The organism is Aeromicrobium sp. JP4 (genome assembly GCF_054957925.1).
Genome location: NZ_CM143290.1, coordinates 1236154 through 1248496 on the forward strand (window position 1 = coordinate 1236154; position 12343 = coordinate 1248496).

Annotated in this window: 14 protein-coding genes; 9 read left to right on the forward strand and 5 right to left on the reverse strand. The window is 71.9% G+C overall.

Annotated elements, in window-relative coordinates; translation table 11 throughout:
- Positions 1 to 53: 53 nt before the first annotated feature.
- On the reverse strand, positions 54 to 1142 hold the full coding sequence (gene ychF, locus ACY1JX_RS06135) for a redox-regulated ATPase YchF (protein ID WP_286929452.1): 1089 nt from the start codon (positions 1140 to 1142) through the stop codon (positions 54 to 56).
- A gap of 112 nt (positions 1143 to 1254) precedes the next feature.
- Here ychF and ACY1JX_RS06140 point away from each other — a divergent pair, with 112 nt between their 5' ends.
- The 3 genes from ACY1JX_RS06140 to ACY1JX_RS06150 are packed head-to-tail and all read left to right on the forward strand — an operon-like array spanning position 1255 to position 3660.
- Entirely contained in the window at positions 1255 to 2541 is a 1287-nt protein-coding gene (locus ACY1JX_RS06140) for a lipase family protein (protein WP_462565558.1), read from the forward strand.
- 37 nt (positions 2542 to 2578) lie between these two features.
- Positions 2579 to 3337, forward strand: coding sequence for a 50S ribosomal protein L11 methyltransferase (locus ACY1JX_RS06145; protein ID WP_462565559.1), 759 nt, complete (start codon positions 2579 to 2581; stop codon positions 3335 to 3337).
- The gene (locus ACY1JX_RS06150) at positions 3325 to 3660 is read left to right on the forward strand and encodes an antibiotic biosynthesis monooxygenase family protein (RefSeq protein WP_194956247.1); all 336 of its coding nucleotides are present in this window, start codon (positions 3325 to 3327) and stop codon (positions 3658 to 3660) included. The genes ACY1JX_RS06145 and ACY1JX_RS06150 overlap by 13 nt, the downstream gene beginning before the upstream one ends.
- 4 nt (positions 3661 to 3664) lie before the next feature.
- On the opposite strand, the gene ACY1JX_RS06155 is transcribed toward ACY1JX_RS06150, so the two are convergent.
- Complete coding sequence (locus tag ACY1JX_RS06155) at positions 3665 to 4114, reverse strand: YdeI/OmpD-associated family protein (RefSeq protein ID WP_206679981.1); 450 nt, start codon at positions 4112 to 4114, stop codon at positions 3665 to 3667.
- A gap of 113 nt (positions 4115 to 4227) precedes the next feature.
- Between ACY1JX_RS06155 and ACY1JX_RS06160 the strand changes: the two genes are divergently transcribed.
- Positions 4228 to 5304 (forward strand): DNA recombination protein RmuC, encoded by a 1077-nt coding sequence (locus ACY1JX_RS06160; RefSeq protein WP_462565560.1) that lies wholly within the window; start codon positions 4228 to 4230, stop codon positions 5302 to 5304.
- A 2-nt stretch (positions 5305 to 5306) separates the two neighbouring features.
- Complete coding sequence (locus ACY1JX_RS06165) at positions 5307 to 5747, forward strand: DUF6542 domain-containing protein (RefSeq protein WP_462565561.1); 441 nt, start codon at positions 5307 to 5309, stop codon at positions 5745 to 5747.
- Here the strand turns inward: ACY1JX_RS06165 and ACY1JX_RS06170 are convergent.
- Positions 5731 to 6135, reverse strand: coding sequence for a hypothetical protein (locus ACY1JX_RS06170; RefSeq protein WP_462565562.1), 405 nt, complete (start codon positions 6133 to 6135; stop codon positions 5731 to 5733). The two genes, ACY1JX_RS06165 and ACY1JX_RS06170, sit on opposite strands and share 17 nt — an antisense overlap.
- Before the next feature lie 125 nt (positions 6136 to 6260).
- Between ACY1JX_RS06170 and ggt the strand changes: the two genes are divergently transcribed.
- Complete coding sequence (gene ggt / locus ACY1JX_RS06175; RefSeq protein WP_462565563.1) at positions 6261 to 8090, forward strand: gamma-glutamyltransferase; 1830 nt, start codon at positions 6261 to 6263, stop codon at positions 8088 to 8090.
- Positions 8091 to 8253: 163 nt separating this feature from the next.
- Here ggt and ACY1JX_RS06180 read toward each other — a convergent pair whose 3' ends face one another.
- Positions 8254 to 9243 carry a 4-hydroxy-3-methylbut-2-enyl diphosphate reductase gene (locus tag ACY1JX_RS06180; RefSeq protein ID WP_286929444.1) on the reverse strand — a complete coding sequence of 330 codons (990 nt, stop codon included), beginning with the start codon at positions 9241 to 9243 and terminating at the stop codon, positions 8254 to 8256.
- Between the two features lie 65 nt (positions 9244 to 9308).
- On the opposite strand from ACY1JX_RS06180, the gene xseA reads away from it, so the two are divergent.
- On the forward strand, positions 9309 to 10532 hold the full coding sequence (gene xseA, locus ACY1JX_RS06185) for an exodeoxyribonuclease VII large subunit (protein ID WP_462565564.1): 1224 nt from the start codon (positions 9309 to 9311) through the stop codon (positions 10530 to 10532).
- Positions 10525 to 10755: an exodeoxyribonuclease VII small subunit gene (locus tag ACY1JX_RS06190; protein WP_462565565.1), complete on the forward strand. Its 231-nt coding sequence runs from the start codon at positions 10525 to 10527 to the stop codon at positions 10753 to 10755. Before xseA ends, ACY1JX_RS06190 begins: the two co-directional genes overlap by 8 nt.
- Here ACY1JX_RS06190 and ACY1JX_RS06195 read toward each other — a convergent pair.
- Positions 10722 to 11255, reverse strand: coding sequence for a DUF4245 domain-containing protein (locus tag ACY1JX_RS06195; protein ID WP_462565566.1), 534 nt, complete (start codon positions 11253 to 11255; stop codon positions 10722 to 10724). The genes ACY1JX_RS06190 and ACY1JX_RS06195 overlap by 34 nt on opposite strands.
- Before the next feature lie 76 nt (positions 11256 to 11331).
- Between ACY1JX_RS06195 and glpX the strand changes: the two genes are divergently transcribed.
- Positions 11332 to 12339, forward strand: a complete 1008-nt coding sequence (glpX, locus tag ACY1JX_RS06200) for a class II fructose-bisphosphatase (RefSeq protein ID WP_462565567.1) — start codon at positions 11332 to 11334, stop codon at positions 12337 to 12339.
- The last annotated feature ends 4 nt before the right edge of the window (positions 12340 to 12343 follow it).

Below are 12343 nucleotides of genomic sequence, written 5' to 3' on the forward strand. Positions count from 1 at the left end.
CCCAGGGGTCCGCGAGCATCAGCTCCATCAGCCGAGGGCGGCTGCCAGAGGTTCTAGACGTTGAAGCGGAACTCCACCACGTCGCCGTCGGCCATGACGTAGTCCTTGCCCTCCATGCGCACCTTGCCGGCGGCCTTGGCCTCGTTCATCGAGCCCGCGGCGACCAGGTCCTCGAAGGACACGATCTCGGCCTTGATGAAGCCCTTCTGGAAGTCGGTGTGGATGACGCCGGCGGCCTCGGGGGCGGTGGCGCCCTTCTTGATCGTCCAGGCGCGCGACTCCTTGGGGCCCGCGGTCAGGTAGGTCTGCAGGCCGAGGGTGTCGAAGCCGACGCGCGCGAGCTGGTCGAGGCCCGGCTCCTCGATGCCGAGGTCGGCGAGCATCTCGGCGCGCATCTGCTCGGCCTCCTCGTCGTCGCCCAGCTCGACCAGCTCGGCCTCGCTCTTGGCGTCCAGGAAGACGGCCTCAGCGGGCGCGACGATCTCGCGCATCTTCGACTTGAGGTCCTCGTCGGACAGCTCGTCGATGTCGCAGTTGAAGACGTACAGGAAGCGCTTCGCGGTGAGCAGGTGCAGGTCGCGCAGCGCCTCGAGGTCGAGTCCGGCGTTGCGCACGCCGGTGCCGGCCTCGAGGGCCTCCTTGGCCTTCTTCGCCTCCTCGAACTGCGCCACGAGCGACTTGTCCTTGCGCGACTCCTTGTCGAGGCGCGGCAGCGCCTTGTCGACGGTCTGGAGGTCGGCGAGGATCAGCTCGATCGCGATCGTCTCGATGTCGCTCGCGGGGTTCACGTCGCCGTCGACGTGCGTGACGTCCTCGTCGCGGAACACGCGCGTCACCTGGCAGATCGCGTCCGAGTCGCGGATGTGGGACAGGAACTTGTTGCCCATGCCCTCGCCCTCGGACGCACCGCGGACGATGCCGGCGATGTCCACGAACTCGACCGTGGCCGGCAGGATCCGCTCCGAGCCGAAGATCTCGGCCAGCTTCTCCAGGCGGGAGTCGGGCACGCCGACCACTCCGACGTTGGGCTCGATCGTCGCGAACGGATAGTTCGCCGCGAGGACGTCGTTCTTGGTCAGGGCGTTGAAGAGCGTCGACTTGCCGGCGTTGGGAAGTCCGACGATTCCGATGGTGAGGGCCACGGGGAGCCAGCCTACTGCCGGGACCTGCGAGCCAGAGAATTCCCCATGTCGCTCAGGTGTAACTCCGTGATACCTTTCGCGTGACCAGCGTCACATTACTTGGGAGTACCCTGTGTTCCGTTCCGCAAGATTCCTCGGCCTCGCGGCCGCCGGCGCCCTCGTCGCCGGCCTCGCCGCGGCACCCCAGGCCACCGCCGCGCCCACGTTCTACGACCCGCCCGCGGACCTGCCGGCCGGCAAGGGCACGGTCATCCGCACCGAGCCGATGAAGCTCGCGCTGACCCTCAACGGCCTCTACCTCCCGGGCAAGGCCACGCGGATCATGTACACCTCCACCGACGAGGCCGGCGCCCCCGCGGCCGTCAGCGGCGCGTACATCGAGCCCACGAAGAAGTGGACCGGCACCGGTCCCCGCCCGCTGGTCGCGGTCGCTGCCGGCACCCAGGGACAGGGCGACGCGTGCGCCCCCTCCAAGTCCCTGGAGACCTTCATCAACGTGGAGGGCGACGAGTTCGGCATCGGCTACGAGATCCCGAGCATCCACGACTTCCTCAACCGCGGCATGGCCGTCGTCCTGACCGACTACATCGGCCTGGGCACCACCGACCGCGTGCACACCTACACGAACCGCCTCGACATGGGCCAGGCCCTGCTCGACGCCGCCCGCGCCGCGCTGAACCTGCCCGACACGTCGGTCACGACGTCGTCGCCGATCGGCCTCTACGGCTACTCCCAGGGTGGCGGCGCAGCCGGCTCCGCAGCCGAGCTCGCCCCCACCTACGCCCCCGAGCTGAACCTGAAGGGCGCCTACGCCGGTGCTCCCCCGGCGAACCTGGTCGAGGTGCTCAAGTCCGCCGACGGCACCGACCTCACGGGCGTCATCGCGTACGCGATCAACGGCATCACGCCGTACCACCCCGAGCTGCAGGGCGCGCTCGACCAGCTGGCGACGCCGGCCGGCAAGGAGGCGCTGGAGAAGGTCAAGACCCAGTGCATCGGCGGGACGCTGTTCTCGTACGGGTTCCAGAAGACCTCGAAGTGGACCACCACGGGCCAGTCGCTGTACGACATCGTCAAGGCCGACCCAGCGCTGCGCGCCCCGGTCGACGCCCAGCGGATCGGCCGCCTCAAGCCGAACGTGCCGGTGCAGGTGCTCACGGGCACGAAGGACGACATCGTCGACCACGCGCAGGCCAAGCAGCTGGCGAAGGACTGGTGCGCGAAGGGCGTGAACGTCACCTACACCCCCGTGGTGCAGCTGGTCGGCACCGGCGGCACGGCGCTCAACCACCTCGGTCCGGCCATCACGCGCCTGGGTCAGACCCACGACTGGCTCGCCGACCGTCTGACGGGCAAGTCCGTGAGGTCCAACTGCAGCTCCCTGTGGCTGCTGCCCTGACGGCAGCCCGATGAGCCGACCGGGCGATGATCGAGTCGTGGAGAGCGACCCGATCATCGCCCGGCTGCGCGCCGCGGGCTGCGTGTTCGCCGAGCGCGAGGCCGCCTTCGTGCGCCGCCACCTCGTCGATCCCGGCGACGTCGAGCGCGCGGTCACGGCCCGGGTGGCCGGCGTCCCGCTCGAGCAGGCCGTGGGTGTGGCCGAGTTCGACGGCGTGACCGTCGCGGTCGCCGAGGGCGTGTTCGTCCCGCGCCGCCGGGCCGAGGCGATCCCCGAGGCGGCCGCCGCCCACCGGCCCGACGCCCGCATCGTCGTCGACCTCGGCTGTGGGTCCGGGGCGCTGGCCGCGGCGATGAGCCGGCTGCTGCCCGCCGCCCAGATCCACGCCGTCGACCTCGACCCCACCGCGGTCGTGGTGGCCCGCGCGAACGGCCGGCGGTTCGGCTTCACCGCCCACCAAGGCTCCTGGTGGAACGGGCTCCCGCGCAGCCTGCGCGGACGGATCGACCTCGCGGTCGGCTACCTCCCCCACGTCCCCAGCACGCGCGTCGACGGCATCCACCCCGACTTTCGCGCCCACGAGCCGCGTTCGACCGTCGACGGCGGTGGGGACGGACTCGACCACCTGCGCGCCGTCGTCGCGCCGCTCGCCGCCTGGCTCGCGCCCGGTGGCGCGTTCGTCACCCTGCTCTCGGTCGAGCAGGCCGCGCACGTCCCGGGCCGCATCGCGTGGCAGGACGACGAGGACGCCGTGCTGGTCCTGGATCCGGACTCGGTGGGATCATGGCTGGCGTGACCGTCATCAAGATCAACGCCATCACCGTGCCCACGTCCGCCGGCGACGAGCTCGCCCACCGCTTCGCCAAGCGCGCCGGAGCCGTCGACGGCCAGGAGGGCTTCGAGGGGTTCGAGCTCCTCAAGCCCACCGACGACCGCGAGCAGTGGCTCGTCGTCACCCGCTGGCGCGACGAGGAGTCGTTCCAGGCGTGGCTGAGCTCCCCCGCGTTCGGCCACGGACACCGCTCGGAGTCCGAGCGATCGGGCGGCGAGGCGCCGAAGCCGGTGTCCACCCACAGCGAGGTCTGGAGCTACGAGGTCGCCGACCTCTCGCAGGGCTGACCCCTCACGACCCGCGGAGGGCGTCGAGGACCTTCTGGACCCGGCGCTCCCGCGTGTCGTCCTTCTTCGCCTCCTCCACCGAGCGCGCGTGCTCCTTGCGGTGCGAGTAGGCCAGCGCATCGAAGGCCTCCCGCAGTCCCGCCGCGGCCAGCGCCTCCGCGAGCGCATCGGGCACGTCGACCTCACGAGGAGCGTCGTCGAGCTCGATCCGCACGTCCACTTCGTCGCCGATCTCCACACCGAGCGCCTCCCGCTTGGCCTTGCTGAGGCCGATCAGGTTCTCCGCATCCATCCGGGCGAGGCGCGCCGGCTCGGTGACCCCGCCGATCGTGATCCGCACGGGGAACGACTTCCCGGCGCCGAACGAGGCCACCTGCTGGTCGGTGAGGATCACCGCCGCCGCGGGGCCGCGCGGCTCCAGCGTCGTGCTGATCGTGAGTGTCATCTTCGGCATGGTGCCTCCTAGGTGCGCCGGTGCCTCGATCGTGACGCGCCCGACCGCACCATGTCCACCGTTCCACGCCCTCGCGACCGGGAACTGTCGGTGCCCGCCGCCACCATGGCCGCATGGCCACCTTCCCCAGCCTGACCGCGCTGCTCGTCCTGCTCCTGGTCGCCGGCCTCGCCGGCGCGCTCGGCTACCTCCTCGGCACCCGCACGCGCACCGCGTCGGCGCACGACGTCGAGATCGCCGCCACCGCCACGTCCCGCGCCGTCGCGCCGGTCCGCGAGAGCCTCGACCGCTTCGACACGCGGCTGCGCGACCTCGAGTCCAGCCGCATCGAGTGGCACGCCCAGCTGCGCGAGCAGGTGGAGTCCGTGCGCGTCACGGGCGAGGCCCTCCGCCGCGAGACCGCCTCGCTGTCCACCGCCCTGCGCCGGCCCGAGGTCCGCGGCCGCTGGGGCGAGATGCACCTGCGGCGCACCGCCGAGCTCGCCGGCATGACGCAGCACTGCGACTTCGACCTCCAAGTCACGACCGAGGACGGCCGCCTGCGCCCCGACATGATCGTGCGCCTGGTCGGCGGCCGCGACATCGTCGTCGACGCGAAGGTGCCGCTCGACGCCTTCCTCGACTCCACGGCGAGCGACGATCCCGACGCCCGCGAGGCCCACCTCGACCGGCACGCCCGCCAGCTGCGCAGCCACGTCGACCAGCTCGCGGCCAAGTCCTACTGGCGCCAGTTCGACTCCGCGCCCCAGTTCGTGGTGCTGTTCGTGCCCGGCGAGTCCTTCCTCTCGGCGGCCCTCGAGGCCGACACGGGGCTGCTGGAGCACGCGGCCGAGCGGCAGGTCGTGCTGGCCTCCCCCACCACCCTGGTGGCACTGCTGCGCACGGTCGCCCTCGCGTGGACGCAGGAGTCGCTCGCGGAGAACGCCCGCGAGATCCACCGCGTCGCCAGCGAGCTCTACGAGCGCCTCGGCACGGTCGCCGGCCACGTGGACCGGCTCGGGTCGTCGCTCGAGCGCGCCGTGCGCTCGTACAACGACACGGTCGCCTCGGTGGAGTCGCGCCTGCTCGTCAGCGCCCGGCGCTTGCACGACCTGAAGGTCGACGACACCCCGCCGTTCCACCCGCGTGTGATCGAGGCGACACCCCGCGTCATGACCGCGCCCGAGCTGCTCGATGAACTAAGTTCATGACCATGAGCTCGCCGGCAGCCGGCGCCGTCATGGCCCTGGCCAGGACTCCGGCCGTGGCTTCCAGGTACGACCTGACACCGCGTGCCACGGTCCTGTGCGCCGTGCTCACCCTCGCCGCCGTCACGGGGCTCGACCTCATCGACGGCCGTCTCGGCCCGGCCTTCGCCGTCGGCTTCGTCCTGGTGGTCCTCACCGCCGCCGCCGCGGTGCAGGAGCGTGGGCTGTTCACCGTCGGCGTCCTGCCGCCGGTGCTGCTGGTCGGCGCACTGCTCCTGCTCGCCTCCACCGTCCCCGACGCGATCGTGATCGAGGGTCTGCCCGAGACCGCCGGCGTGTTCGGCCTGACGCTGAACGCCACGATCGCCCACGGCGTGCCCCTACTGATCGGTCACGCCCTGGCCATCGCCGTGATCGTGGCGCGGATCCTCAGCGCCCGGCGCTGATCCCCTTCGCGCCACCGCCCGACACCCGCCGCGCCACCCACAGCCCGACGAACATCAGCGCGGTGAAGAGCGCGATGAGGACGAACGCCGTCGGGAGCAGGTTCGCGACCCGACCGCCCTTCGTCAGCAGGATGACCGTCGCGGCCACCGTGGCCGCCGACGCCACGAGCGGCGTCCACGTGTCGGCGCGACCCGCCCACCCGTGCACGACCGCGCTGACCAGCACGGGAACGCCGGCGACCATGCCGGAGATCAGCAGCGTCAGGAAGAGCAGGCCCGGCTCCGGATCATCGGACTCGTCGATGAGGATCGGCAGGTACAGCAGCACCCCCGCGGCCACCACGCACGAGATCACCTTGGTCAGCAGCAGCGTCTGATCGCGGCGCATGGAACTCCCCTTCGCTCGGTACGGGCGCGCCCCTCCCCGAGGCGGCCCCCCACCCTAACGACCCGGTTGCCCAGTTGCCGGGCGAGACCTACCGTGGCAGGACGACCACTTTCCGGGGGGAAACCATGTTCGTCCGCCGTTCCGTCGCCGCCCTGTCGGCCCTCACCCTGGCCGCCGGCGCGGTGGCCCTGCAGTCACCGGCCCAGGCCCGTGGGGGCCACCACCCCGATCGCCCCACCGCCGCGGGCCCCACGGCCTACGGCTACGGCGGTGCCGTGAGTTCAGTCGACCGTGACGCGAGCCAGGTCGGACTCTCTGTCCTCAAGTCCGGGGGCAACGCGGCCGATGCCGCCGTGGCCACCGCTGCCGCGCTCGGCGTCACCGAGCCCTACAGCGCCGGTGTCGGCGGAGGCGGCTACTTCGTGTTCCGCGACGGCCGCACCGGCAGGGTGACGACGATCGACGGCCGCGAGACCGCTCCGGCGGGCGTCACCCCCACCACGTTCTACGACCCGGCGACGAACCAGCCGCGCCCGTTCGCCGACCTGGTCTCCTCGGGCGTCTCCGTCGGCGTCCCCGGCACGGTCGCCACGTGGGACAAGGCGACCCGCCTGTTCGGCAAGCGCTCCCTCAAGCGGAACCTGGCGCCGGCCACCTCGCTCGCCGCGCGTGGCTTCACGGTGGACCAGACTTTCCAGAACCAGACGAAGGACAACGCGACGCGCTTCGCCGCCTTCCCCGAGACCGCGCGGCTGTTCCTGCCGGGCGGCCAGCTGCCGGTCGTCGGCTCGCGCTTCCGCAACCCCGACCTCGCCCGGACCTACGCGCTCATCGCGCGGCGTGGACCGCAGGCGTTCTACCGCGGAGCGCTCGCCGAGGACATCGCCCGCACCGTCCAGGCTCCGCCCAAGAGCCCCGACACCACGCTGCCCGTGCCGCCCGGGTCGATGACCACGCGCGACCTCGCCGGCTACTCCGTGCGCCTCCAGAAGCCCACGAAGGTCAACTACCGCGGCTACGACGTCTACGGCATGGCGCCCTCGTCGTCCGGCGGCATCGCCGTCGGCGAGGCGCTCAACATCCTGGAGAACCACCGACTCGGCGGCGGCGCCCGGATCGGCCAGAGCCTGCACCTCTACCTCGAGGCCTCGGCCCGGGCCTTCGCCGATCGTGCCGCCTACCTGGGCGACCCGGCGTTCGTCGACGTCCCCACACGCACGCTGCTGAGCCAGCGGTTCGCCGACTCGCGTGACTGCACCATCGACCCGAACCAGGCGTCCACCCGCCCGGTCCCGGCCGGCGCGCTCGACGGCTCCGGCTGCGCCACGACGGCCTTCGAGGAGATGCGCGACACCGAGAACGTCTCCACCACCCACCTGTCCGTGGTCGACAAGTGGGGCAACGCGGTGGCGTACACGCTCACGATCGAGCAGACCGGCGGCTCGGGCATCACCGTCCCGGGTCGCGGGTTCCTGCTGAACAACGAGCTGACCGACTTCAGCACGACGTACGTCGCGACCGACCCGAACCGGATCGAGCCGGGCAAGCGCCCGCGCTCCTCCATGTCGCCGACGATCGTGACGAAGAACGGCCAGGTGCGGTTCGTGGTGGGCTCCCCCGGTGGCGCCACGATCATCACGACCGTTCTGCAGATCCTGATGAACCGGATCGACCTCGGCATGACACTGCCCGAGGCGGTGGCGGCACCGCGGGCCTCGCAGCGCAACGCGGCCACGACCCCGGCCGAGCCGGCCTTCATCGAGCAGTACGCGGACGACCTCGCGCCGTTCGGTCAGCGACTGGTGCCGTCGGGCGACACGTTCACGTCGGCCGCGGAGATCGGGGCGGCCGCCACGATCGAGGTGGATCGCCGCGGCCTCATCACCGCAGCGGCCGAGCCGCAGCGCCGGGGCGGCGGCACCGCCCTGGTGGTCAAGCCGGTCCGTCGTCGCTGACCGGTCTCGATACTCCCCCGCAAGCGGGAGGTGCCCCCACCGCTCGTTCCTCGCGGGCACTCGACCACCGGTGGCGGCCTCGGTGATCGAGTGCCGGCGAGCGCAGCGAGACGGTGTATCGAGATCACACCGATGACGTGACCTCGAGACGACCACCGAGGCGTCAGGCCTGCGCGGCGGCCTTCATGTCGCGGCGCAGCTCGGGCGGCAGCGCGAAGATGAGCGACTCGTCGGCGGTGCGGATGGCCTTGGCGTTGCCGATGCCGCGCTCGCCGAGGTAGCCGAGCACGTCCTGCACGAGGTCGTCGGGGACCGAGGCGCCGGAGGTGACGCCCACGGTGCTGACGCCCTCGAGCCACGCCTCGTCGATCTCGGTGATGTCGTCGATGCGGTACGACGCCTTGGCGCCGGCCTCGAGCGCGACCTCGACGAGGCGCACGGAGTTCGACGAGTTAGACGAGCCCACGACGATCACCAGATCGGCGTCCTTGGCGATCTCCTTCACCGCGACCTGGCGGTTCTGGGTGGCGTAGCAGATGTCGTCGCTGGGCGGATCCTCCAGCTGCGGGAACTTCTCGCGCAGCCGGCGGACGGTCTCCATCGTCTCGTCGACGCTCAGGGTGGTCTGGCTCAGCCAGCTCAGCCGGGTGCCCTCGGGAAACTCGAGGCCGTCGACGTCGTCGGGGTGCTCGACCAGGGTGATGTGCTCGGGAGCCTCGCCCGCGGTGCCCTCGACCTCCTCGTGACCGGCGTGCCCGATCAGCAGGATGCGGTAGCCGTCAGAGGCGAAGCGGCGTGCCTCGTGGTGCACCTTGGTGACCAGCGGGCAGGTGGCGTCGATCGTCTTGAGGCTGCGCTCGGAGGCCTCGGCGTGGACGGCCGGCGAGACGCCGTGCGCGCTGAACACGACGGTGGCGCCGTGAGGCACCTCGTCGAGCTCCTCCACGAAGATCGCGCCGCGCGCGGCGAGGTCGTTCACCACGTGCTTGTTGTGCACGATCTGCTTGCGCACGTAGACGGGCGCGCCGTAGAGGTCGAGCGCCTTCTCGACGGTGATGACCGCTCGGTCGACGCCCGCGCAGTAACCTCGCGGGTCGGCCAAGAGAACCTGGCCCGACGTTCCGGGCATGCCGAGATTGACCTGAGTGGACATGTCGCCCAGCCTACCGACCCGCCGATGACGACCGCAGCGTCGGCGCCGCCTCATAGGGTGGGCGCATGGCCCTGGAGACGAGCGCGGACAACCCGGCTCCCCTGCGCTCCATCTCGTTGGCGCTGCAGGGCTGGATCGCGCGCCTCGGCGCGGTGTGGGTCGAGGCCGAGGTCGTCCAGCCGAAGCTGAGCGGCAACACCTACTACCTCACCCTGCGCGACCTCACCGCCACGATGAGCATCAGTGCCATCGCGTTCCGCGCCGTGATCGAGTCCAGCGCCACCCCGATCACCGACGGCACCCGTGTGATCGTGCACGCCAAGCCCGAGTTCTACTCGCCCAACGGCCGCCTCTCGCTCAAGCTGCTGGAGATTCGCCCCACCGGGGAGGGCGAGCTGCTCGCCCAGCTCGAGCGGCGCCGCCAGCTGCTGGCCGCCGAGGGCCTATTCGAGGCCCGCTGGAAGCGCCCGCTGCCGCTGCTGCCCCGCTCCATCGGGCTGGTCACGGGCAAGGGCTCCGCCGCCGAGCGCGACGTCCTGCAGAACGTGCACGACCGCTGGCCCGGCGCCTCGATCGAGGTGCGCCACGCGCTGATGCAGGGGTCGCAGTCGGCGATGGCGGTCATCGGCGCCCTGCGCGAGCTCGACGCCGCCGAGCACGTCGACGTCATCGTCATCGCCCGCGGCGGCGGCTCGCTCGAAGACCTGCTCCCCTTCTCCGACGAGGCGCTCGTGCGGGCCGTGCACGGCGCCACCACGCCCGTCGTCAGCGCGATCGGGCACGAGCCCGACGTGCCACTGCTCGACCTCGTCGCCGACCTGCGCGCCTCCACCCCCACCGACGCGGCGAAGCGCGTCGTGCCCCACGTCGGCGACGAGCTGGCCGGGCTGGCCGCCGCCCGCGAACGAGCCCGGCAGGCTGTCGCCGCCCACCTGCACCGCGAGGCGGCCGGGCTCGCCGCCCTGCGCAGCCGACCCGTGCTCCGCTCTCCCGCGGCCTTCGTCGACACGCAGCAGGACGTGGTCTCCGCCCAGCGCGAGCGCGCCCGGCTGGCGATGCGCGCCCGGCTGAACCGGGCCCACGACGAGGTCGGCCACCACCTGGCCCGCGTTCGCGCCCTCTCACCCCTGGCCACGATGCAGCGCGGCTACGCCGTCGCGCTCGACCCGTCGGGCCGGGCCGTCACGTCCGTCGAGACGCTCGCCGCCGGCGACGACCTCGTCCTCCACCTCACCGACGGTCACGCCACCGTCCGCGTCACCGACCTGCAGGAGCACCCGCATGAGTGAACCCACGCCCACCGACCCGGCCGAGCTCTCCTACGAGCAGGCCCGCGACGAGCTGGTCTCGATCGTCCAGCGGCTCGAGACCGGGGGCACGACCCTCGAGGAGTCGCTGGCGCTGTGGGAGCGCGGCGAGGCGCTCGCCGAGGCGTGCCAGCGCTGGCTCGACGGCGCGCGGGCCCGGATCGACCCGGCTCAGGACGCGAAGGGCTCCAGCGAGGCCACGTAGTCCTCCACCACGGGGCGCTCGGCGCCGCTGGTGACCACCACGAGCTCGGTGCCCACGACGGCGCCGAACGTGACGGAGTCGTCGGGTCCGGAGAACACCTGCCACGTCGTGCCGGCGATCTCCTGCTCGCCGTCGGGCTTGCTGCCGGCCGCGCGGTCCTCCACGAGGTTCGGCAGGTCGTCGGCCTCGCCGATCCGCTGCGTCAGGCCCACGTACTCGTCGTCGTCGGTCACCACGTTCAGCTGCCAGCGGTCGTCGATCAGCTCGGCCCGCGTGGCGCGCCAGCGCTCGGGCAGCTCGGTGGGCACGAGCGGCACGAACCCGGCACGCTCCTCGACGCCCGACGCGGCACCGCGCCAGTCGACCTCGGAGGTGGGGTTGTCGGGCGTCTCGGTGAACAGCCGGCCGACGAACCACAGGCCCAGCACGATGGCACCGAGCACGAGCACCGAGCGCACCACGTCGCCCATCGCCGGATTGCCGCGCGAGTACCCGCTCATCGTGCTCCTGTCGTGCCGGGAAGAACCGTTCGGTCGCGCTGGCCAGCCTAGCCTTCGTGCCCGATAGGATGACCGCGTGGACCGACTGAAGCCCGCTGAGGCCGCCCCCGACCGCAACCTCGCCCTGGACCTCGTCCGGGTGACCGAAGCCGGGGCCATGGCCGCCGGCCGCTGGGTCGGGCGGGGCGACAAGAACGGCGCCGACGGCGTCGCGGTCAACGCGATGCGGTCGATGATCAACACCGTCGCGATGGACGGCGTCGTCGTGATCGGCGAGGGCGAGAAGGACGACGCGCCCATGCTCTACAACGGCGAGCGCGTCGGCGACGGCACCGGCCCCGAGTGCGACGTCGCCGTCGACCCGATCGACGGCACCACCCTCACGGCCAAGAGCCTGCCCAACGCCATCTCGGTCATGGCCGTCGCGCCGCGCGGCTCGATGTACGACCCCTCCGCGGTCTTCTACATGGAGAAGCTCATCGCCGGCCCCGAGGCCGCCGACAAGGTCGACATCCGCCTGCCCGCCGCCGAGAACATCCGCATCGTCGCCAAGGCCAAGGGCCTCGACGTCGAGGACGTCACGGTCTGCGTGCTCGACCGACCCCGCCACGACGCGCTCGTCCACGAGATCCGCGAGACCGGCGCCCGCATCAAGTTCATCGCCGACGGCGACATCGCCGGCGGCATCACCGCGGCCCGCCCCGACTCCGGCGTCGACCTGCTGCTGGGCATCGGCGGAACGCCCGAGGGCATCATCACCGCCGTGGCGATGAAGTGCCTCGGCGGCGTCATCCAGGGCCGCCTCACGCCCGTGGACGACGAGGAGCGCCAGCGCGCCATCGACGCGGGCCACGACCTCGACCGGATCCTGTCCACCGAGGACCTCGTCACCGCCGACGACTGCTTCTTCGTCGCCACCGGCATCACGACGGGCAACCTCATGCGCGGCGTGCGGTACGGCGCCGGCAGCGCCACCACCGAGTCGATCGTCATGCGGTCCCGCTCGGGCACGATCCGCACGATCCGCAGCGAGCACCGCCTGCAGAAGCTGATGGCCTTCTCCTCCATCGACTACGAGCACTGAGCCG